This window comes from Streptomyces sp. WMMB303 (assembly GCF_029351045.1).
In the GTDB taxonomy this organism is placed as follows: Bacteria; Actinomycetota; Actinomycetes; order Streptomycetales; family Streptomycetaceae; genus Streptomyces.
On record NZ_JARKIN010000001.1, the window covers coordinates 5,048,308 to 5,070,481 of the forward strand.

Sequence of the window (22,174 nt, forward strand, 5' to 3'; positions counted from 1 at the left end):
GGGGAACCGCGGACCCTGCTGTGCCCGTCCCGAACACCACCGGGCATAGTGGGGGCCGCCCTCACCCGGCGAGGTGCATGACAAGTCAACAGGCACAAGTTCCACTTCAGGGGGAGTTCAGCCATGCCATCGATAGCCAGGTCCGCTCGGCGCCGTCCGGCGCTGGCCGCGGCAGCGGTCGCCGCCGTGCTGGCGGTCACTGCCACCGCCTGCGGTCCGGAGGACGACAAAGCCGACGCCAAGGCCGACTCGGCCTCCTCGCAGGAGGCGAGCCGCGACGTCAAGAAGGACCTGGGGCTCCCCGACGACCTCCCGAAGGATCTCCCGACCTCCCTGGACGACCTGGACGCCTGGAAGAACGGCGCCTGGAAGAACTGGGACCGGGACAAGTGGCTCAAGGAAGCCAAGGAGTTCTTCAACCCGATCATCGACGACCTGTGGGACCCGGACCGCATGAAGGACGCGGACGGGAACGACCGCAAGGTCGACGACTCGGACATCGACGACAGCCCCAGCGGCGGCAGCGACGGCACCGGCGAGGACGAGGGTGTCACCGACCCGAAGCCGGAGGCGGTCAAGGCCGCCGCGGTCAAGACGCCCTACACCAAGGACGATCTGCCTGTCGGCAAGGTGTTCATGGACACGCCGAAGGGGGCCATGGTCTGCTCCGGCTCCGTGTTGAAGGACCCGCGCCATCCGGGCAAGTCCAACCTGGTGGCCACCGCCGGGCACTGCGTGCACGGCGGGGCGGGCAAGGGCTGGTACCGCAACGTGGTCTTCGTGCCGGACTACAACCCCACCGGACTGTCGAACAAGCAGCTCGCCACCGCGTCGCAGAGCCAGGTCGCCCCCGACGGCATCTGGTGGGCCAAGCGCGCCCGGACGACCAAGCACTGGATCCAGAACGGCGCCGAGCGCGGCGGCAAGGGCGCCCAGCAGGACTTCGCCGTGCTCCAGGTCCAGCCCGAGGACAAAAGCAGCGCCTCGCTGGAGGAGAAGGCCGGCGGCGCACTGCAGGCCACCTTCACCACGCCGCGGGTCAAGTCCATCAAGAGCCTCGGCGCCGTGGGCTACCCGGCCGCACCGCCCTTCGACGGCTCCCGGATGTACCGCTGCGACGACAAGCCGGGCCGACTGACGATCGACCCGCAGCAGCCCTCGATGTACCGCATCGGCTGCACCATGACGGCCGGTTCCTCCGGCGGCCCCTGGCTGGACTCCTCGGGCACCCGGTTGCTCTCCGTGACCTCCATCGGCCCGATCACCGCCGACTGGCTGGCCGGTGCCCGCCTCGGCAAGGAGGCCAAGGCCGTCTTCGACACGATCAGCAAGGAGAGCTGAGCACCGATGCGGCCCGAAGAACGCCGTACGCGCCAGGCCCACCTCTCGTACGGATCATCAGGGGAACCTCGGATCATGCCACGCCTACGCAGGTCCGGACGCGGACGTCCGGTTCTGGTCACCGCGGCGCTCGCGGCGACACTCACCCTCACCGCCACCGCATGCTCGGGTGACGACGACTCCGGCAAGAAGGCGGACGCCAAGCCCGCCGCTTCCGATTCCGCTCAGGGCGGCGACGACGGGAAGGACAGGATCGGTCTCCCCGACAAGCTGCCCAAGGACCTGCCCACGTCGATGAAGGACCTCGAGGGGTGGAAGAAGGGCGCCTGGAAGAACTGGGACAAGGACCAGTGGGTGCGCGAGGCCGAGGACTTCGCCAACCCCTATATCAAGGGTCACTGGGACCTGGGGCGGATGAAGAAGGCCGAGGACAACGAGAAGAACGTCCCGAAGGACATCGAAAGCACCTCGGGCGCCGCCAATACCGCGGAACCGCGCCCGGTCAAGGCGCAGGCCGTCAAGACCCCGTACACCCGGAACGCGGCCCCCGCCGGCAAGGTCTTCATGGACACTCCGGAGGGCCCGATGGTCTGCTCCGGCACGGTCGTCAAGGATCCGCGCCATCCGGGCAAGTCCAATCTGGTGGCCACCGCCGGGCACTGCGTCCACTCCGGCAGGAGCGGCGGCTGGCTGCGCAACATCACCTTCATCCCGGCCTTCAACGACAAGGGCCGCTCCATGCCCGCGGTCAACAGCGCCCCGCCGCAGGAGGTGGCGCCGTACGGTCAGTGGTGGGTGAAGTGGGCCCAGACCAGCAACTACTGGATCCAGAAGGGCGCCAAGTCCGGGGGCGGCGGCTCCCAGCAGGACTTCGCTGTGCTGCGCGTGGAGCCGGTGAACAAGTCGGGCAAATCACTGGAGGAGACCGTCGGCAACGCCATCAAGGTCAACTTCCACGCGCCCTCGTCCTCCCGGATCAAGGGTGTCAGCAATTACGGCTACCCGGCGGCTCCGCCCTTCGACGGAGCCAGGATGTACTCCTGCACCGACCGGCCGGGCGCGCTGACGATCGACCCGCAACAGCCCGCGCTGTACCGCATCGGCTGCACCATGACGGGCGGTTCCTCCGGCGGTGCCTGGCTGATCAAGGGCTCCGGCGGCAAGCCCGAGCTGATCTCGGTCAACTCCATCGGCCCGCACCCGGCCACCTGGCTGGCGGGACCGCGGCTGGGCGCGACCGCCAAGGCGGTCTTCGACGCCGCGAGCAAAAAGGGCTGACCCTGTCGGGCACGCCGTCCCGGCGCGCCCGGCGCACATCGGACGAGGGCCGTCCCTCCCGGTCTCCGGGAGGGACGGCCCTCGTTGTCGTTCCGGTGCGGTACGCGCTGCTACGGCCGTGCGGCCAGCGGCTGGAACCCGCGCAGCTCCGCGGCGAGCTCCTCGTGCACCCGCGCCTTGAGCAGGGTTCCCTGTTCGACGTGTTCCTCGGAGAGGACCTCGCCCTGGGAGTGCACCCGGGAGACCAGCTTGCCCTCGGTGTAGGGAAGCAGCACCTCCAGCTCCACGGAAGGATGCGGCAGCTCGTTGTCGATCAGCTCCCGCAACTCGTCGACGCCCTGCCCGGTGCGGGCGGAGACGACCAGTGCGTGCTTCTCGTTGCGCAGCAGCCGCTGCACGACCAGCGGGTCGGCTGCGTCGGCCTTGTTCACGACCACGATCTCGGGCACCTGGGCAGCGCCCACCTCGCGGATGACCTCGCGCACGGCGGCCAGCTGCTCCTCGGGGGCGGGGTGTGCCCCGTCCACCACGTGCAGGATCAGGTCGGCGTCGCCGACCTCCTCCATGGTGGAGCGGAACGCCTCCACCAAGTGGTGCGGAAGGTGCCGGACGAAGCCGACCGTGTCGGCCAGCGTGTAGGCCCTGCCCGTGGGGGTCTCCGCCTTGCGCACGGTGGGGTCCAGAGTGGCGAACAGCGCGTTCTCCACCAGCACACCCGCGCCGGTGAGGCGGTTGAGCAGGGAGGACTTGCCCGCGTTGGTGTATCCGGCGATGGCAACCGAAGGCACCTTGTTGCGCCGCCGGTCCTGCCGCTGCACGTCGCGGCCGGTTTTCATCTCCGCGATCTCCCGGCGCATCTTCGCCATCTTCTCGCGGATCCGCCGCCGGTCGGTCTCGATCTTGGTCTCACCAGGACCACGCGTGGCCATACCGCCACCCGCCGAGCCGGAACCACCGCCACCCATCTGCCGCGAGAGCGACTGGCCCCAGCCCCGCAGCCTGGGCAGCATGTAGTTCATCTGGGCCAGTGCCACCTGCGCCTTGCCCTCTCGCGACTTGGCGTGCTGGGCGAAGATGTCCAGGATCAGCGCCGTGCGGTCCACGACCTTGACCTTGACGACGTCTTCGAGGTGGATGAGCTGGCCGGGAGTGAGTTCGCCGTCGCACACCACGGTGTCGGCACCGGTCTCCAGGACGATGTCCCGCAGCTCCGCCGCCTTGCCGGAGCCGATGTAGGTGGCCGCGTCGGGCTTGTCCCTGCGCTGGACGACTCCGTCGAGCACCAGCGCACCCGCGGTCTCCGCGAGGGCTGCCAGCTCGGCCAGGGAGTTCTCCGCGTCATCGGCGCTGCCGGACGTCCAGACGCCGACCAGCACCACGCGCTCCAGACGCAGCTGCCGGTACTCGACCTCTGTGACGTCCTCCAGCTCGGTGGAGAGGCCCGCCACGCGCCGCAGCGCGGCACGCTCCGAGCGGTCGAGCTGCTCACCGTCACGGTTTTCGTCCAGCTCATGACCGAGAGCGACGTCCTCTTCCATCAGGGCGCCGGCTCGGCGGTTCGTCGTGGCGGTGCGCTGGCCGTTCTGTGGAAGGGAAGAGGAGTGGGTCAAGTGGATCCTTAGGTCGACGGACTGTTGCGTACCGAACAACGTCGCAGCGGCGCGGAAGATTCCCGGCGTGAGCGGGCCCCTCGGGTCCGGCGGCGCTGCGCCGCGCGGCCACAAGGATGGTCGCACGGCGCAGCGACGGCGTCACCCGTATTTGCCGCCACTCGCCCGGCCCGGCCGACTCGGACGGGCCGGACGGACCGGCGCTGGACCGCGAGCCGCTACCGTCCGTCCGCGCGCGCCTGCTCGAGAGATCTCGCCGTGCTCACGCGCGCCTTTCCGGCCTTTCCGGCCGGGCGCCGCGGCGGCGGCTGCTGCTTCCACTCCGGGTGCCCGGGCATGGGCGGGGTGGTCTTCCCGTAGAGCCACTTCTTCAGGAACCCGCTCTGGTCCCGGCCGGACACCTCACCGGCCAGCGCGATGAAGTCGGCGGTGGTGGCGCTGGAATCGCGGTACCGGCGGGGCCAGGCGCGCTGCAGCCGGGCGAACGCCTGCTCGCCCATGTGTGCACGCAGCGCGTACAGCACCACGGCGGCGCCGTTGTACACGATCGGGGTGAAGAGCTCGATCTTCCCGCTCTTGCGAGCGGGGAGGAGCGCCGCGGGCGGCCCGTAGCGTTCGCGCCAGGTGTCGGACTGCTCGTAGGAGGCCCGCACCCGCTTCTCCACCGGGATGCCGCCGCGCTTCTCCGCATAGGCCCACTCGTGCCAGGTCGCGTGCCCCTCGTTCAGCCACAGGTCGGTCCAGCGGTGTGGGGAGACACTGTCGCCGTACCACTGGTGCGCCAGTTCGTGCACCATCAGTGACTCCCGGTACCAGTCCGGGACCTGCCGCGAGGAGAGCAGGTTCTGCTCGAAGAGCGAGAGGGTCTGCGTCTCCAGCGCGAACCCGAAGTCCGCGTCGGCGGCCAGCACCCCGTAGGTCTCGAACGGGTACTTCCCGGCCCGTCGCTCCATCCAGGAGATCTGCCGGGAGGTCTCGTTCAGCACCGGCTCCAGCGCCTTGCGCTGCCGGGCGGGGACGACGTGCCGCAGGGCCAGCCCGTGCGGTCCCGTGGAGCGCACGACAGCGGAGCGGCCGATCGACACCTGCGCCAGTTCGGTGGCCATCGGGTGCCCCGAGCGGTACGTCCAGACCGTCTGCCGCGCCGACCCGGTACGGCCGGCCGGCAGCCCGCCGGCCACGACGGTCAGCCCGCGCGGGGCCCGCACCCGGAAGGTGAACATGGCCTTGTCCGACGGATGGTCGTTGGAGGGGAACACCCGGTGTGCCGCGTCGGCCTGGTTGGCCATGGCGAGGCCGTCCGCGGTGCGCACCCAGCCGCCGTTCTTCCGGGTGGGGTCGCTGGTGTGGCGGACCTCGATGTGCAGCCAGGAACCGCGGTGCAGCGGCGCCCCCGGCGTGACCACCAGGTCCTCGCCCGCCCGCGCGTACTCCGCCGGCCGACCGTTGACGCGCACGGACCGTACATCTCCGCCGGCGAAGTCCAGGTTGAACCGTTCCATCGGCCCGGTGATCTGCGCGTCGATCACGGTGCGGGCGCTGAGCGGCTTGCTGTTGTCACCGCTGTAGTCGAAGGAGATGTCGTAGCTGCGGACGTCGTAGCCGGGGTTGCCGAGCTGTGGGAAGAGGTGGTCGCCGATGCCGACCGGCCGGGGCGCCGGAAGGGCTGCGCCGACCAGGGCGAGCGCGGTGGCCGCGACCGTGCCGGCGACGGCGCAGCGCCGTCCGGCCGATGCGCGGGTGAGGGCTGTGAGGGCCATGCAGGATCGCTACCAGCCAGCGGGCCGCGTCCCGCCCGGCTCGGGGCCTCTCCACCCGAAAGGGGACGTGCCGCGCCTCCGCCCGCGCGGCCCGGCGGCTGTCCGGTGGCGTCCGGACGGACAGTGCGTCAGTTCGCTGGGGTCCGGCGGACGGAGCGGGTGACGTCATAGACCCCGGGCACCTGCCGCATGGCGCGCATCAGCGCGGGCAGCCCGGCGGCGTCGGGAAGTTGCAGGGTGTAGGTGTGGCGGACGCGCTGCTCGCGCGGTGGCTCGACCTCGGCCGAGACGACGGCAGCGCCTTCGGCTGCGATGGTCTCGGTGAGATCCGCGAGCAGGTGCGGGCGGCCGAACGCCTCGGCCCGCAGGGTGACCCGGCACCCCGCGTCGCCCTGTTCCCAGCGCACCGGCAGGGTGAGACGCCCCGCGGAGGCCATCCGGGCCACCGACCGGCAGCTCTCCCGGTGCACGGTGACGGCGCCGCCGCGCACCGGGAATCCGGTGACCGCGTCCGTCGGCACGGGTGTGCAGCAGCGGGCGAGCCGCACCGGCGTACCGGGGTGGCCGGGGACGACGGGGATGTTCTCGCCGTACTCGACCGGCTGCTCCCGGTGCGTGGCCGCGCGGCGCGCCCCGTTCGGCCGTGCGTCCTGCGTCGCATGCCGCGCCGGACGGTACTCGGGATGCCGCGCTCCGCGATGCGGCGATCGCAGCTCTCCCTGGGGCGTCTCGGAGCCCGCCGCCGGGTGTTCGCGCCGCGTGCCGTCCCGGTCGGCGGCTGCGTTCTCGTGCGGGTCGGACTCGCCCCGACCGGGTGCGGCGAGCCATTCTCGGATGGCGAGCCGCGCCGCAGGAGTGCGCACGTGTTCGAGCCACTCGGGTGCGGGGCCTGAGGGGGTGCCGTGGCCGGGCTCGAGGAAGAGCTGGAGGGCGTCGCCGTCCCGCAGCACGGTGGTGAGGGCGACCAGTCGGCCGTTGACGCGGGCTCCGATACACCGATGGGCGGCCTTCCCCAGCCGGGCGTAGGCGGCGTCCACGCAGGTCGCGCCGGCCGGCAGCGGCAGCGCACCCCCCGCGGGGCTCTCCCCGCCGGGGGCGGCGCAGTAGACGGTGATCTCCAGATCCTGTGCCAGTTCGTCGCGCAGTTCCTGCCAGAAGGTGTTCGGGTCGGAAGCGTGGCTCTGCCATTCCAGCAGGCGCGAGAGCCAGCCGGGGCGGGTGGGATCGGTCCGCTCCCCCGCCCCGTCTGCGGTCGACGGCGATGCTCCGCCACCATCCGGTTCGGTGAGGTCGGGCGCCTCGGCGGCGTGCGGGTCGCCGAGCGCGATGACCCCGGTCTCGGCGACCCGGTGCATGCGGCGGGTGCGGACGAGCACCTCGGCCACTTCGCCGTTCTCATCGGCGATGGCGGTGTGCAGCGACTGGTAGAGGTTGAACTTGGGTGCCGCGATGAAGTCCTTGAACTCCGAGACGAGCGGAGCGAAACAGGTGTGCAGCTCTCCCAGCACGGCGTAGCAGTCCGCGTCCTCCTCCACGAGGACCAGCAGGCGCGCGAAGTCGCAGTCGCCCAACTGGCCGCGCTTGAGCCGCAGGCGGTGGACGGAGACGGTGTGCCGGGGACGGATGAGCACCTGCGCGGCGATCCCCGCCTCCCGCAGCGTGCGGCGCACCCGGGAGGCGAAGGCGGTGAGCGGGTCGGGGCGGCCGTGCCGCTCCTGGATCAACTCGCGTGTCGCCGCGTGCTCTTCCGGATGCAGCACGGCGAAGACGAGGTCCTCCAGCTCGCTCTTGAGCGCCTGGATGCCGAGCCGTTCCGCGAGCGGAATCAGCACGTCCCTGGTCACCTGTGCGATCCGGACCTGCTTCTCGCGGCGCATCACGCCGAGGGTGCGCATGTTGTGCAACCGGTCGGCAAGCTTGATCGACATGACCCGTACATCGTTGCCGGTGGCGACGAGCATCTTGCGGAAGGTCTCCGGCTCGGCGGCCGACCCGTGGTCGACCTTCTCCAGCTTGGTGACCCCGTCGACCAGATAGCAGACCTGGTCCCCGAACTCCTGCCGTACCTGTTCGAGCGTCACGGCGGTGTCCTCGACGGTGTCGTGCAGCAGCGAGGCCGTCAACGTGGTCGTCTCCGCCCCGAGCTGGGCCAGCAGCAGGGTGACCGCGAGAGGATGTGTGATGTAGGGCTCGCCGCTCTTGCGCATCTGCCCCCGGTGCGAGGACTCGGCCAGCATGTAGGCCCTGCGCAGCGGCCGCAGGTCGGCCCGCGGGTGGTGTGCCCTGTGCACCTTCGCGACGTGCTCGATGGCGTCCGGCAGGGAGTCGCGTGGCGTGGCGCCCAGCAGTGCCGCTCTGCTGAGCTTCCGCAGACTGCGCACCGCGCTCATGGCACCTCCCGCTCCTGCGCACCCCGGCCGGAGGTGCGATGGTACCGACCCCATCACGTGCCGCCGACCGGGTCCTGTCGAGCGTGAGGCGGATCACCCCATCGTGCGACGCCGGGGTGGTGGGCCGTCGACGGGTCGCGGGTGCCGTCAGGAGAGCAGTGCCGGATCGATCGCCCCTTCTGCGACGATCTCGGCCGGGCCGGCCATCTCGATCTCCCCGTCCGGCCGCTCGGTGATCTCCAGGCGGCCTCCGGGCACCTCCACGGTGTAGGTCACGGCCACGCCGTCCCGGCGCGGGTCGGCGCCGTCCCTGCGGGCCGCCGCGACCATCACCGCGCAGGCGCCGGTGCCGCAGGACCGGGTCTCGCCCGCACCGCGCTCGTGCACCCGGAGCGCGACGTGCCGGGGACCCCGCGCGACCACGAACTCGACGTTGACGCCGTCCGGGTAGGCGCTCGCAGGCAGCACCTGCGGGGCCTCCTGCAGGGCGCCCGGCTCGGCCAGATCGGGGACGAACACCACCGCGTGCGGGTTCCCCATGCCGACCTTGCGAGCCGGCCAGGTGTGTCCGGGAACACTGACCGTGATCCTGTCTCCGCCGCCGTCCGCCGCGCTGTCCGGTGCCGCCAGCTCGGCCGCGCCCATGCCCACGGTGATGTCACCGCCGTCCTCGGCGATGTGTACCTTGCGCACCCCCGCACGGGTCGCGATGGGCAGCTCGCCGACCCCGGCCAACCCGGCACGCTCCAGGTAGCGCGCGAAGACGCGGGTGCCGTTGCCGCACATCTCCGCGACGGATCCGTCGCCGTTGCGGTAGTCCATGAACCACTCCGCTTCGGCGGCCATGGACGCGGCTTCCGGGTGCGCCGCCGAGCGGACCACGCGCAGCAGGCCGTCCCCGCCGATGCCCGCACGCCGGTCGCACAACCGGGCCACCGTCCCGGACGGCAGATCCAACAGGCCGTCCGGGTCCGGAATGATCACGAAGTCGTTCTCCGTGCCGTGCCCCTTGAGGAACGGCACTCCTGGTGTGCTGATCACGCTGCCGATCGTACGGGAGGAGTGGGATGCACCCTGCCCGCGGGCAGATCACGGCGGTAGGCAGGTCAGCGGAGCCGGGCCACCCGCCAGACGGCCAGCACCACGACGGTGCAGACCACCACGGCGTAGATCAGGACGACCCGCCAGTCGGGGCGTCCGCCGGAGCCGCGGGCCGGGAGCCCCGGCCAGGTGTGCCCCACCCGGCGGGCCGCCATCACGCTCCAGCCGGCCGAGCAGCCGCACAGCAGCAGCCCCAGCATCGCGACCACCGCTCCGGCGCTGTCACCGGGCTCGAAGGCGAGCGGGAAGGCGAACATCAGCGAGCCGAGCGCACCGAGCACCACGATCGGCGCAAGCTGCCACAGCCGCAGCTTGCGCTGCGGGCGCAGCTCGTGCGGCTCCACCGGCGGCCCCTGCTCGGCTTCGGACTCCTCGGCGGCCGGCTCGTCCGGGTCCGCCGCGAACTCGTGTCCCGGCAGCGGCTCACGGTCCTCCATGGCCGCACGCCCCGGCAGCTCACGCTCCGGCGACAGCTCCGCTTCCGCGGAAGTGGAATCGTCCCGAGGGCTGGCCTCCATTGCCACGCGCCCTCCCAACTCCGGCTTCACGGCACCCGACGTTGCTCGATGATGGCACGCCGGGGGTGACGGAACGGTCGCTCAGGGCTTCCCGATGCCATCACGTGATCAGGCTGTAACCGCCTCCGTGAGCAACGCCAGCGCCGCCCCCGACAGTTCCCGCCGGTCGGCGACCGCACCGCTCAGCCAGTTCACCCGCGGATCGCGGCGGAACCAGGAGTCCTGGCGGCGTGCGAAGCGCTTGGTCGCGCGGACGGTCGCCGCGCGGGCCTCGTCCAGCGTGCACTCCCCCGCGAGCGCCGCGAGGACCTGCTGGTACCCGAGGGCACGAGGAGCCGTGCGGCCTTCCCGCAGCCCCTGCCGCTCCAGCTCCCGGACCTCCTCCACCAGGCCGCTTTCCCACATCCGGTCCACCCGGCGGGTGATCCGCTCGTCCAGTTCGGGCCGCGCCACGTCCACGCCGATCTGCACGGTCTCGTAGACGGCCTCGTGACCGGGCAGGTTCGCGGTGAAGGGCCGCCCCGTGATCTCGATGACCTCCAAGGCCCGTACGACGCGTCTGCCGTTGCTGGGGAGGATCGCACGGGCCGCTTCCGGGTCCGCCGCCGCGAGCCGCGCGTGCAGCGGGCCGGGGCCGTACTCGGCCACTTCCGCCTCCAGCCGGGCGCGCACCTCGGGGTCCGTGCCGGGGAACTCCATGGCATCCAGGGCACCGCGGACGTACAGCCCGGAGCCGCCGACCAGGACGGGCACCCTGCCCAGTGCGCGCAGCCTGTCGATCTCCGCACGGGCCAGCCGCTGGTATTCGGCGACGCTCGCGGCGACGGTGACGTCCCAGATGTCGAGCAGGTGGTGCGGGACGCCCTGCCGCTCCTGGACGGTCAGCTTGGCGGTGCCGATGTCCATACCCCGGTAGAGCTGCATCGAGTCGGCGTTGACGACTTCGCCGCCCAGCTCACGGGCGAGGAAGACGCCCAGGTCCGACTTGCCGGCCGCGGTGGGACCCACCACTGCGACGACCGGTGGGGAATCCGGGGGGAGAGGCTGGGAGGCGGCTGCGTCAGTCACGGGTCAAGTCTCGCAAACCCGTCCGCGCCTTCTCGAACGAGCGACGTGACGGAGCGCTCATGGGGTCGTTGCCCGTTGCGAGGTTCCGACAGCCGGTTTTCCGCCGGTGCCTCGGGGCGGCGCCATGGGACGCTCCGCGAGGCGCGGGATTTCACCCACACGAGTAATATCTGGAGTAGCTATGGGTGTTTTTGCCAAACTTTTCGGCCGTTTGTCCAGTAGGTCAACACAGGAGGCTCGAGAGCCCACTCCCGCAGGGGATTCCGGGGCCCGGGAGCTGCCCCCCGAGCCGGGCGGCGGTTCCGTCGCGACGGAACCGGAAAGCGGTGAACCGGAGGGCGTGGAATCGGGCGGAGCGGGCACCCGGAGCCCGGAGGATGTGCCCTCGGCGGATGCCCCGGCGGCCGCAGACGCTCCGGTGGATGCACGTGGCCGCGAGGAATCCGAGGAGGCAGCCGACACCGGGACCGCCGCGACGGCCGGTACCGGGCCCGGCGAAGCGGGTGTCGGCATTCCCAAACAACCGTCCGCGGACGAGGCCGCCGACAGCGAGACGGGAGAGAACGCCCGCAAGTAGGCCGCGCGGCTCAGCCCGCTCGGCGTGGGAGAAAGGTGAACCCTCATGGGCTTCATGGACAAGGTCAAGGGCATGCTCGGCCAGCACGGCGACAAGGTCCAGCAGGGTGTGGACAAGGCCGCGCAGGTCGCGGACTCCAAGACCAGGGGCAAGTACAGCGACAAGATCAATTCCGGCGCCCGGAAGGCCAAGGACACAGCCCAGAAGCTGGGCGACGAGGGCCGCGGCGGCAGCGGGACGGGAGGCGGGCAGTCCGGGTCCGGCCCCACCGGCGGCACGGGCACCGGCTCCTGACCCTTCCAGGCAGGCCGGGTACCTCCCAGCACGCTGTGGAGCGCGGCCGACGCCCGGGCAGCCGCCCCGGAACCGCTCCGGCAGCACGCCGGACACCGGTCGGCGCGGCCCCGGGCGACCCGCACCGTCGGCCGGTCTTCGGCGACCCGTCGGCAGGCCGGTGGACACAGTCCCCGGCGGCCTCTGCGACGCCCCCCGAGACCCGTGTGCGCCGGCCCGCCCGGAAGCCCCCTGTGGGCACGCAGCGGGCACGCGGTGGGGGCGTACGGCGCGCACCACGCCGCACGCCCCCACCACCGTCCGCCCGGGCTGCGCCCGCGGCACAGCCCGGGCGGACGATCAGGACCAGCTGGCGACCATGTAGCCCACGCCGTAGGGCGCTTCGTCGTAGAGCAGCTTTCCGGCCAGGTCGCTGCCCTGACCGGCGCCCGCGAGCACCTGCCAGGAGGACCGCCCGGCGGCCTTCAGCTCGTACGCCAGCTCCTCGTCCAGCGCGAGCAGTGCGGCGGTGTCGGCCTCGGCCAGTGCGCGGGCGGTCTCCGCATCGAAGGCCGCGGCCCGCTCGTCGAAGTAGCCGGGTGCCTTGAGCGTGCGGCAGTTGCTGCCGTCGCCCATCACCAGAAGCGCCACCCGGTCGGCGCGGGCCGCAAGCTCGCGGCCCGCCTCCTGACAGCGGTCCCGCGACAGGGGTTCCCCGATACCCAGGCCCTCGACCGGGCAGCAGGTCCAGTCGGTGCGCTCCAGGAGCCAGGCGCCGACGGTCAGTGAGGGTGGCAGTTCACGACGGGCGGGCTCGCCCTTGCCGAGGCTCACCTCGAGGGGCACGCCGAACCCGGCGAGCGTTCCCCGCGCTCCCTGCGGGTGGGGACCGCGTCCGGCCGGTTCCGCGGGGCCGAGCACGCACAACAGGTCCGGGCGGGCGGCCGCCAGCACCCCGAGGGTGTCGTAGCAGGCGGCCCGCGCCTGATCCATCTCGGCGGCGGCTCCGCCCGCGACCTCGGGCACGAGCAGCGGGGGGCAAGGGCATACGGCTGCGGCGACAAGCATGGCGCGCAGCTTAAGTGCCCTGCACGCCTCTTCCCACCCTGCCCGCGCCGGGACTCACCCGCCCGTGCGAGATCGGCTGAAACAGGTGACGCCGGCCGACGGAAGTCGGACGGCCGGGGGCGGATGGTCACATGGCCGGCGTGGCGGCCGCTCGGCGCGGCAGGCAGCCGGTCAGCCCAGCCCGCAGCCGCCGGTGGCGGCGGGTAGCGGGTCCGGGGCGCCCACGGTGGGCAGTCCGAGCATGACGCCGCTGCCCTGCTGCTCCGGCGGCGCGGAGGTACGCCGCTCCCACGCGTCCCCGGCACGCGTGCGGCGCACGGCTCCGGCGGGCCCCTCGGCGAGCAAGTGATGGGGCGCCGCGTAGGTGATGTCGACGGTGACGACGTCACCGGGCCGCACGGGCTCCTCGGGCCGGGTGAAGTGCACCAGCCGGTTGTCGGGTGCCCGTCCGGACAGTCGCCGGGTGGCGTCGTCCTTGCGGCCCTCGCCCTCGGCGACCATCAGCTCCAGCGTGCGACCGACCTGCTTCTTGTTCTCCTCCCAGGAGATCTCCTCCTGGAGTGCCACCAGACGTTCGTAGCGCTCCTGCACGACCTTCTTGGGGATCTGGTCGGGCATCTCGGCGGCGGGAGTGCCGGGACGCTTGCTGTACTGGAAGGTGAACGCCTGCGCGAACCGGGCTTCCCGCACCACGTGCAGCGTCTCGGCGAAGTCCTCCTCGGTCTCGCCGGGGAAGCCGACGATGATGTCGGTCGAGAGCGCGGCCTGCGGGATGGCGGCGCGGACCTTCTCGATGATCCCGAGGAAGCGCTCCTGCCGGTAGGAGCGGCGCATCGCCTTCAGGACGCGGGAGGATCCCGACTGCAGGGGCATGTGCAGCTGCGGCATCACGTTGGGGGTCTCCGCCATGGCGGCGATCACGTCGTCGGTGAAGTCGCGGGGGTGGGGCGAGGTGAAGCGGACGCGCTCGAGTCCGTCGATCCGGCCGCATGCGCGCAGCAGCTTGCTGAACGCCTCGCGGTCGCCGATGTCGGAGCCGTAGGCGTTGACGTTCTGGCCGAGCAGGGTGATCTCGCTGACGCCTTCGTCGACCAGCGCTTCGATCTCGGCGAGGATGTCGCCGGGGCGGCGGTCCTTCTCCTTGCCGCGCAGCTGCGGGACGATGCAGAAGGTGCAGGTGTTGTTGCAGCCCACCGAGACCGAGACCCACGCCGCGTAGGCGCTCTCACGGCGGGTGGGGAGAGTGGAGGGGAACGCCTCGAGCGACTCGGCGATCTCCACCTGCGCCTCGTCCTGCAGCCGGGCCCGCTCCAGCAGCACCGGCAGCTTGCCGACGTTGTGGGTGCCGAAGACGACGTCGACCCAGGGGGCCTTCTCGACGATGGTGTCCCGGTCCTTCTGGGCCAGGCAGCCACCGACCGCGATCTGCATCCCCGGGCGGGCGGCCTTCTTCGGGGCGAGCTGGCCGAGATTGCCGTAGAGCCGGTTGTCGGCGTTCTCGCGGACGGCGCAGGTGTTGAAGACGACGACGTCCGCCGCGTCGGCGCCCTGGGGGGCGCGGACATAGCCGGCACCCTCCAGCAGTCCCGCCATCCGCTCGGAGTCGTGGACGTTCATCTGGCACCCGAAGGTGCGTACCTCGTACGTTCCCTTGACGTCCGCTGCCTGACTCCGGTCGCTACTGCTCATGTGACAAGGGTAGGCGTTCGTCCGGGCAGTCCCGGCCGCGCGGGGGCACGCTTCACGCGCCGACCCGGCAGTGTGACACACTTCACCCGGCTTCGGGTCCGGCCGGGAGGCGGAGCGTCGCCCACACCGCGTTGCCACCGGTCACGGACGAGGGCCGCACGCCCCAGTCCGCCGCCAGGGCCGCCACGATGCACAGGCCCCGGCCGCTCTCGTCCGCGGCCTCGCTGTTCTTCAGCCTTGGGCGGTCGTCGCCCTCCGCGTGGTCGTGCACCTCGATCCGCAGCAGCGCGGCAACGGACGTCTCCCGGGACACCAGGGTGGCCCGGCACAGGAGTTCGGCTTCGGGCAGGCAGCGGGTGTGCACGACGGCGTTGGTGGTCAGCTCGGACAGCAGCAGCACGGCGTCGTCCGCGGTGCCGGTGGATATCGGCGGGTCCCCCCGCTCCTCCAGCCAGCCGGTGAAGGCCAGGCGCGCACGGGCGATGTGCTGCTCACGCGCGGGGAGACGCAACTGCCAGGTGGAGTCCTCCGCGCGTCCCGGTGGCGCCCCCGGAGACGGACTGCCGGCGGGCGCTGGAGACGCCGGCATGGAGGCTGCTGCGGGATCCCTGCGAGCGGGGGCGGCGTACACGTGGAGGCGCCTTCCGTCGAGCTGGTCCCGGCCCCGCGGAAGGGCCGTGACGCGCGTGGTCTGACCGTCACTATGGCCCCTGCAGTTCCACTCAGCAAGCGACAGTGTGAAATTTGCAGTTCGCGAATCGGCGTGTTCGCACACGGCAGTTGGACCGGCAGACGGGCCGGAGTGACTCCCGCCACTCCCTTCCCGGCCGCCGGGCTGGCAGTATCCCCTTCCATGGCCGGCCTGCGTCCGCGAACGGTGTCCCGGCCGGTGCGCCGCCCGGGCGGCTCCGGCACCGGCCGGCGACGCCTGCTGTGGTCCGCGACGGCGGTGCTCGTGGTGTGCGGGCTGCTGGCGTGGTGGCTGCGGCCGTCGCCCTCGCCCGCCCCCGGCGGAAAGATCACTTTCGCCACCGGGGTACGCACCGGTGTGTACGAGCGCTACGGCACCCTGTTCAAGAAGCGGCTGTCCCGGGATCTGCCGCAGGTCGACCTGACGCTGCAGCACAGCGAGGGGTCGGTGCAGAACCTCGCCCGGATCGTCTCCGGGGAGGCCGACTTCACGATCACCGCCTCCGACGCGCTCGCCGCCTACCGGGAGAAGGGTGGCAAGGACGCCTTCCACATCCGGGCCTGCGCCCGGCTCTACGACGACTACATGCACCTGGTCGTGCCCCGTGACTCGCCGGTCGACAGTGCCGAGGACCTCAAGGGGCTGCGCGTCGGTGTGGGTGAGAAGCGCTCCGGGGTCGCCCTGGTGACCCGGAGACTGCTGAAGGCCGCGGGGCTCGACATGGACCACGACGTGCATGCCGTGCGCAAGGGCATCGACCGCATGCCCGACCTGCTCTCCGCAGGCGAGCTGGACGCGTTCTTCTGGTCGGGCGGGCTGCCGACGGGAGCGATCGAGCGCCTGGCGGAGCGGACGGACATCCGGCTGGTGCAGCTCGGCGACCTGCTCCCCCGGCTGCACGAGCAGCGCCCCGACATGCGCTACTACCGCGCGGCTGTGATGGCACCCGATGCCTACCCCACCGTGCAGCGCGGCCGGTCCGTCAAGACGGTGGCCATCGCCAATCTGCTGGTGACCATGGACCACACGGACGCGGCGCTGACCGAGGGCATCACCCGCTCCGTCATCAAGAGCAGGGACCAGATCGGACGCGAGGTGCACGCGGCGCAGAAGGTCGACCTGCGGAGCGCCATCTACACCGACCCCGTGCCGCTGCACGAGGGAGCCCGTCGCTACTACCGCTCGGCCAAACCCTGACCGGAACACCGCTGTCGGCACCAGGCCCCGACCCCCACCGAGGAGCCGCCCGATGCATGACGACCACCGCACCGTCGAGGACCGGCTGCGCCGGGTACTGGAGGAACGCGTACGGCCCGCCGTCCACACCTACGCGCTGCCGCTGACCGTCGCACGCTGGGAAGCGCCGGGAGAGCCCGTGCCCGCGGCGGACGCCATCGCGGCGCCCTACCGGCCGTCGGCCGTGGGCGAGACCTGGGGGCCGGCCTGGGGCACCACCTGGTTCCGGGTGACGGGTCAGGTGCCGCACAGCTGGGCGGGCCGCACCGTGGAGGCCGTACTCGACCTGGGCTTCGAGCGGGACATGCCGGGGTTCCAGTGCGAGGGGCTGGTGCACCGGGCGGACGGCGAGCCCGTCAAGGGGCTGCATCCGCGCAACTCCTGGGTGCGGCTTGCGGAGCCGGCAGCCGGGGGTGAGGAGGTCGAGCTGTACGTCGAGGCGGCCTCCAACCCGATCCTCAACACGCCGCAGACACCGACCTACCAGGGAGATGTCCGCACGGCCGGCAGCGCTCCGCTGTACCGGTTGGCGCGGATGGACCTGACGGTCTTCGAGCCGCAGGTGTGGGAGCTGGCTCTGGACCTGGAGGTGGCGGGCTCCCTGATGCGCGAGCTGCCGCTGGAGGACGCCCGCCGCTGGGAGCTGCTGCGCGCCCTGGAGCGGGCGCTGGACGCGCTGGATCTCGCCGACGTGCCCGGCAGCGCGGAGCGGGCGCGGGAGCGGCTGACGGCGGCGCTGGGCGCTCCCGCACGGGCCTCTGCGCACCGGGTCAGCGCGGTGGGACACGCGCACATCGACTCGGCATGGCTGTGGCCGCTGCGCGAGACGGTGCGCAAGGTGGCCCGGACCTCCTCCAACATGGTCGCGCTGATGGACGAGCATCCCGGCTTCGTCTTCGCCATGTCGCAGGCCCAGCAGTTCGCCTGGCTCAAGGAGCACCGGCCCGAGGTGTACGCCAAGGTCGCGCGCAAGGTCGCCGAGGGCCGTTTCGTCCCGGTGGGCGGGATGTGGGTCGAGTCGGACACCAACATGGTGGGCGGCGAGGCCATGGCGCGGCAGCTCGGCTACGGGAAGAAGTTCTTCCTGGAAGAGTTCGGCATCGAGACGAAGGAGGTGTGGCTGCCCGACTCCTTCGGATACACCGCGGCGCTGCCGCAACTGGTGAAGCTCTCCGGTTCCGACTGGTTCCTGACCCAGAAGATCTCCTGGAGCAGCACCAACCCCTTCCCGCACCACACCTTCTGGTGGGAGGGCATCGACGGCACCCGGGTCTTCACCCACTTCCCGCCGGTCGACACCTACAACGCGACGCTCAGCGGCGAGGAGCTGGCGCACGCGGCGCGCAACTTCCGCGAGAAGGGCGCCGCCTCGCGCTCCCTGGTGCCGTTCGGCCACGGCGACGGCGGTGGGGGCGCGACCCGCGAGATGCTGGGGCGCGCGGCACGTACCCGTGATCTGGACGGCTCGCCGCGGGTCACGGTCGAGAAGCCCGCAGCGTTCTTCGAGAAGGCGCGGGCGGAGTATCCCGACGCACCGGTGTGGCAGGGCGAGCTCTATCTGGAGCTGCACCGGGGCACCTACACCTCGCAAGCCGCCACCAAGCAGGGCAACCGGCGGTCCGAGTCCCTGCTGCACGAGGCCGAGCTGTGGGCGGCCACTGCCGCTGTGCGCACCGGGTACGCCTATCCGTACGCGCAGCTCGAGGAGCTGTGGAAGACGGTGCTGCTGCACCAGTTCCACGACATCCTGCCGGGGTCGTCCATCGCCTGGGTGCACCGCGAGGCCCGCCGGACGTATGCGCGGGTCGCCGAGGAGCTGACAGGGATCGTCGAGGAGGCCCAGCGGGCGCTCGTCGGGCGCGGGGAGCGCGACGTCGTCTTCAACGGCTCCCCGCACACCCGTCGTGGCGTCCCGGCGGGCGGCGCCCGGCCCGCCACCGAGAGCGGCGCCGAGCACCGGACCGGCGCCGAGGGCGAGGAGACGGTGACCGTGACCGAGCGGACACGCGGCGGCTGGACGCTGGACAACGGGCTGGTGCGGGTGGAGGTGGACGGCCGCGGACTGGTCGTCTCCGCGTACGACCGGCGCGCCCGGCGGGAGGCCGTGGCCCCCGGCTGCCCGGCCAACCTCCTCCAGCTCCACCCCGATCTGCCCAACCACTGGGACGCCTGGGACGTCGACGCGTTCTACCGGCACACGGCCACCGATCTGACGCACGCCGACGACGTGACCCTCTCCGCTGCGGACGGCAGCAGCGCCACCGTCCGGGCCCGCCGCTCCTTCGGCGACTCGACCGCGGTGCAGTCGGTGACCCTGCACGCGGGCAGTCCTCTGCTGCTGATGGAGGCCGACGTCGACTGGCACGAGAGCGAGAAGCTGCTCAAGGCGGCGTTCCCGCTGGACGTGAAGGCCGACCGGTCGGCTGCCGAAACCCAGTTCGGACACGTCTTCCGGCCCACCCACACCAACACCACGTGGGAGGCGGCGAAGTTCGAGATCTGCGCCCACCGCTGGCTGCACGTGGAGGAGCCGGGCTGGGGCGCGACGCTGGTCAACGACTCCACCTATGGGCATGACGTCACCCGGGACATCCGCGCCGACGGGGGCCAGACCACCACGGTGCGGCTGTCGCTGCTGCGCGCGCCCCGCTATCCGGACCCGGAGACGGACCAGGGCCGTCACCTGATGCGCTACGGGCTGGTACCGGGCGCGACCCTGTGGGACGCGGTGCGCGAGGGGCACTGGATCAACCTGCCCGAGCGGACCGTGCCGGGGGACGGCAGCGCCGTCGCCCCGCTGATCACGCTCGACGGCGACCAGGGCGGCCAGGTCGTCGCCGAGACGGTGAAACTGGCGGACGACGGCAGCGGCGACGTGATCGTGCGCCTCTACGAGTCGCTGGGCGGCCGGGCCGGCGCACTGCTGGCGCCCGGCTTCCCCGTCACGTCGGTGAGCGAGACGGACCTGCTGGAGCGGCCGTCGGCCGAGCCGCGGGCGCACCACACGGTGGAGGAGGACGGGGTCCGGGTGGCGCTGCGGCCCTTCCAGATCCTCACGCTGCGTCTGGGGCGTTCCGGGGAACAGTGATCAGCACCCGCAGCCCCCGCGGCTCGTGGTGCGCGAAGGACAGCCCGGCACCGCCCCCGGCGAGCAGGGCTCGGGTGATGGAGAGGCCGAGCCCCGAGCCGGAGACGTTCTGGTGGCGGCCGCTGCGCCAGAAGCGGTCGCCCACGCGCTCCAGTTCCTCGTCGGTCAGCCCGGGGCCGCCGTCGGCCGTCTCGACGGTCACGCTGTCGCCCTCGGCGTGGACGGTGACCGTGACGGTGCCGCCCTCCGGGGTGAACTTCACCGCGTTGTCGACCACGGCGTCCAGCCCGCTGGAGAGCGCCACCGGGTCGGCCCACCCGGTCGCCGCCGTCTGTCCCTCGAGCCTCAGCTCCACTCCGCTGTGCTCCGCGGTGGGCCGCCAGGCGGCGACCCGCTCGGCAGCGATCTCGGCGACGTCGGTGAGCTGCACGTGCGCGCTGCCCGAATGCTCGGCCAGCGCCAGGTCGAGCAGGTCGTCCAGCACCCTCGCCAGCCGCTTGCCCTCCGCCCGCACCGACGCCATCTCCTCGTTGCCCTCGGGCAGCTCCAGCGCGAGCAGTTCGATACGCAGCAGCAGCGCCGAGAGCGGGTTGCGCAACTGGTGCGAGGCGTCGGCGACGAAAGCGCGCTGCTGCTCCAGCACGCTCTCCAGGTTGCCGGCCATCTCGTTGAAGGAGTGCGCGAGCCTGCGCAGCTCCGGAGGTCCCACCGAGGCGACGACGCGGGAGGTGAGCTTTCCGGTGGCGATCTCGTGGGCGGCCCGGTCCAGGGTCCGGACCGGCTTGAGCACCCAGCCGGTCAGGCGCAGCGCGGCGCCGAGGGCCAGCAGCATGGCGGCCGCCTCCCCGACGGCGATGGCCAGCCAGCCGCGCAGGGTCCGCGACCGCATCGGTCCGGTGGGCGAGTCGGTCAGCACCACCGCGGCCACATCGCCGTCCCGGATGACGGGGGAGGCGACGGCGATCCGGCCGTCGCTCTGCCAGGGCCACACCTGGGGCGGGTCGTGGCTGCGGCGCCCGGCCAGCGCCTCGGCGAAGGCGCGTGCGCCGTCGGGTCGCCCCTCCGGCCCGGCCGCCTTGTCCTCGCCGGGTATCCGCCAGGTGGCGGGGGAGGCCGCCATGGTGCGGCCGTCGCGGTAGAAGACGCCGGCGCGGATGCCGTAGAGGTCGTGGTAGCGGTCGAGTTCGTGCTGGAGGGTGGCGCGACGCTCGTCCGGTGCGCTGGTGGAGGTGACGAATTGCGCGAGTGAGGCGAACCGGGCGGTGTCGTCGATCCGGTCGACGACCACCCGCTGCTGCTCGGCCTGCGCCTGGCTCAACGCCAGCGGGAAGCCCAGGGCCAGCAGGACCCCGGCCAGCAGGACGATGAGGAGCGGAAGGAGGCGGGTGCGCACGTCGGGGTTCCGGTCCGGCGGGTCAGTCGGCCCGGGCGGTCATGCGGTAGCCCACCCCGCGCACCGTCTCGATCAGGGTCGGCTGCCGCAGTTTCGAGCGGAGCGAGGCCACGTGCACCTCCAGGGTGCGCCCGGTGCCCTCCCAGCTCGTCCGCCAGACCTCGCTGATGATCTGCTCGCGCCGGAAGACGACACCGGGCCGCTGGGCCAGCAGCGCCAGCAGGTCGAACTCCTTGCGGGTGAGCGGTACGGGTGCGCCGTCCACCCGGACCTGCCGGGTGGGCAACTCGATGGTCACGGCGCCCAGCCGCAGCGTGCCGCTCTCGTCCGGCCCCTGGGAGGCGGTGCGCTCGCCGGGCGGGGGCGTCTCTTCGACCGCCGTGCGGCGGCTGACGGCGTGGATCCGGGCCAGCAGCTCTCCCATGTCGTAGGGCTTGACCACGTAGTCGTCCGCGCCGAGGTTGAGGCCGTGTATACGGGAGCGCACATCGGCGCGCGCGGTCACCATGATCACCGGGGTGGAGCTGGTGCGGCGGATACGGCCACACACCTCGAAGCCGTCCTGGTCGGGCAGGCCGAGGTCGAGCAGGACGACGGCGAAGCAGGGTCCCTCCTGACCGCCCACGAGGAGCTCCTGGAGCGCCTCGGCGCCGCTGCGTACATGGGTGACCTCGAAGCCGTGCCGCGCCAGCACCGCGGAGAGCGCCGCGGCCACGCGGTCGTCGTCCTCGACGAGCAGCAGTTTCACCGGGCACCTCCTGTTCTCCCACCGCCTCCGGCGAACGAGTCCAACAGTGCATCCACGCTGATCGGCGCAGGTGAGTCAAGGGCTCACCGGTACCGCGCGGACATCCGTTATACAGCCGGTACGACGACCGTCAGGCGGCCGCTACGCCGACCGCCGCCGGGGCCGCCACCCGGACCCGGGCGGGCCCGGCCGGGCCGGGCGAGCCGCGGCGGCATGGTGGGAGAACCGATCGGCCCCCTCTTGCCCTCTATACCCAGTCTGCCGGGGTGCGGCCGGATCGTTATGCTCAATTTCAGCTCAGATGTGATGACGCTCCTCGCAGCCGCTCACTAAGGTCCTCGCAAC

The 22,174-nt window shown here is 72.0% G+C and carries 17 protein-coding genes; 6 read left to right on the forward strand and 11 right to left on the reverse strand.

Annotated elements, in window-relative coordinates; translation table 11 throughout:
• The first annotated feature begins 123 nt into the window (after positions 1–123).
• Both P2424_RS22210 and P2424_RS22215 read left to right on the forward strand, forming a co-directional pair.
• Positions 124–1,341 carry a trypsin-like peptidase domain-containing protein gene (locus P2424_RS22210; protein ID WP_276477510.1) on the forward strand — a complete coding sequence of 406 codons (1,218 nt, stop codon included), beginning with the start codon at positions 124–126 and terminating at the stop codon, positions 1,339–1,341.
• 75 nt (positions 1,342–1,416) lie between these two features.
• Positions 1,417–2,619, forward strand: a complete 1,203-nt coding sequence (locus tag P2424_RS22215) for a hypothetical protein (protein ID WP_276477511.1) — start codon at positions 1,417–1,419, stop codon at positions 2,617–2,619.
• Between the two features lie 110 nt (positions 2,620–2,729).
• On the opposite strand, the gene hflX is transcribed toward P2424_RS22215, so the two are convergent.
• From hflX to miaA, 6 genes are all read right to left on the reverse strand, one after another.
• Complete coding sequence (hflX, locus tag P2424_RS22220) at positions 2,730–4,229, reverse strand: GTPase HflX (protein ID WP_276477512.1); 1,500 nt, start codon at positions 4,227–4,229, stop codon at positions 2,730–2,732.
• Between the two features lie 218 nt (positions 4,230–4,447).
• Positions 4,448–5,989, reverse strand: coding sequence for a M1 family metallopeptidase (locus P2424_RS22225; protein ID WP_276477513.1), 1,542 nt, complete (start codon positions 5,987–5,989; stop codon positions 4,448–4,450).
• A 128-nt stretch (positions 5,990–6,117) separates the two neighbouring features.
• Positions 6,118–8,379, reverse strand: a complete 2,262-nt coding sequence (locus P2424_RS22230) for an HD domain-containing protein (protein ID WP_276477514.1) — start codon at positions 8,377–8,379, stop codon at positions 6,118–6,120.
• A 147-nt stretch (positions 8,380–8,526) separates the two neighbouring features.
• Positions 8,527–9,420 carry a diaminopimelate epimerase gene (gene dapF, locus P2424_RS22235; RefSeq protein ID WP_276477515.1) on the reverse strand — a complete coding sequence of 298 codons (894 nt, stop codon included), beginning with the start codon at positions 9,418–9,420 and terminating at the stop codon, positions 8,527–8,529.
• A 65-nt stretch (positions 9,421–9,485) separates the two neighbouring features.
• Positions 9,486–9,998 carry a hypothetical protein gene (locus P2424_RS22240; protein WP_276479077.1) on the reverse strand — a complete coding sequence of 171 codons (513 nt, stop codon included), beginning with the start codon at positions 9,996–9,998 and terminating at the stop codon, positions 9,486–9,488.
• A gap of 108 nt (positions 9,999–10,106) precedes the next feature.
• The gene (gene miaA / locus P2424_RS22245; protein ID WP_276477516.1) at positions 10,107–11,066 is read right to left on the reverse strand and encodes a tRNA (adenosine(37)-N6)-dimethylallyltransferase MiaA; all 960 of its coding nucleotides are present in this window, start codon (positions 11,064–11,066) and stop codon (positions 10,107–10,109) included.
• 418 nt (positions 11,067–11,484) lie between these two features.
• Between miaA and P2424_RS22250 the strand changes: the two genes are divergently transcribed.
• Both P2424_RS22250 and P2424_RS22255 read left to right on the forward strand, forming a co-directional pair.
• Entirely contained in the window at positions 11,485–11,643 is a 159-nt protein-coding gene (locus P2424_RS22250) for a gliding motility protein (protein WP_276477517.1), read from the forward strand.
• Positions 11,644–11,688: 45 nt separating this feature from the next.
• Positions 11,689–11,937: an antitoxin gene (locus P2424_RS22255; protein WP_276477518.1), complete on the forward strand. Its 249-nt coding sequence runs from the start codon at positions 11,689–11,691 to the stop codon at positions 11,935–11,937.
• 339 nt (positions 11,938–12,276) lie between these two features.
• On the opposite strand, the gene P2424_RS22260 is transcribed toward P2424_RS22255, so the two are convergent.
• From P2424_RS22260 to P2424_RS22270, 3 genes are all read right to left on the reverse strand, one after another.
• Positions 12,277–12,984 (reverse strand): class III extradiol dioxygenase subunit B-like domain-containing protein, encoded by a 708-nt coding sequence (locus P2424_RS22260; protein ID WP_276477519.1) that lies wholly within the window; start codon positions 12,982–12,984, stop codon positions 12,277–12,279.
• A gap of 171 nt (positions 12,985–13,155) precedes the next feature.
• A complete protein-coding gene (miaB, locus tag P2424_RS22265; RefSeq protein WP_276477520.1) occupies positions 13,156–14,673 on the reverse strand; it encodes a tRNA (N6-isopentenyl adenosine(37)-C2)-methylthiotransferase MiaB in 1,518 nt (505 codons plus the stop codon).
• 82 nt (positions 14,674–14,755) lie between these two features.
• On the reverse strand, positions 14,756–15,262 hold the full coding sequence (locus P2424_RS22270) for an ATP-binding protein (protein ID WP_276477521.1): 507 nt from the start codon (positions 15,260–15,262) through the stop codon (positions 14,756–14,758).
• 264 nt (positions 15,263–15,526) lie between these two features.
• On the opposite strand from P2424_RS22270, the gene P2424_RS22275 reads away from it, so the two are divergent.
• Positions 15,527–16,561, forward strand: a complete 1,035-nt coding sequence (locus tag P2424_RS22275) for a TAXI family TRAP transporter solute-binding subunit (protein WP_276477522.1) — start codon at positions 15,527–15,529, stop codon at positions 16,559–16,561.
• Between the two features lie 52 nt (positions 16,562–16,613).
• A complete protein-coding gene (locus tag P2424_RS22280) occupies positions 16,614–19,688 on the forward strand; it encodes a glycoside hydrolase family 38 C-terminal domain-containing protein (RefSeq protein WP_276477523.1) in 3,075 nt (1,024 codons plus the stop codon).
• Here the strand turns inward: P2424_RS22280 and P2424_RS22285 are convergent.
• Both P2424_RS22285 and P2424_RS22290 read right to left on the reverse strand, forming a co-directional pair.
• Positions 19,654–21,081: a HAMP domain-containing sensor histidine kinase gene (locus tag P2424_RS22285; protein ID WP_276477524.1), complete on the reverse strand. Its 1,428-nt coding sequence runs from the start codon at positions 21,079–21,081 to the stop codon at positions 19,654–19,656. The genes P2424_RS22280 and P2424_RS22285 overlap by 35 nt on opposite strands.
• A gap of 22 nt (positions 21,082–21,103) precedes the next feature.
• The gene (locus tag P2424_RS22290; RefSeq protein ID WP_276477525.1) at positions 21,104–21,829 is read right to left on the reverse strand and encodes a response regulator transcription factor; all 726 of its coding nucleotides are present in this window, start codon (positions 21,827–21,829) and stop codon (positions 21,104–21,106) included.
• Positions 21,830–22,174 lie beyond the last annotated feature (345 nt).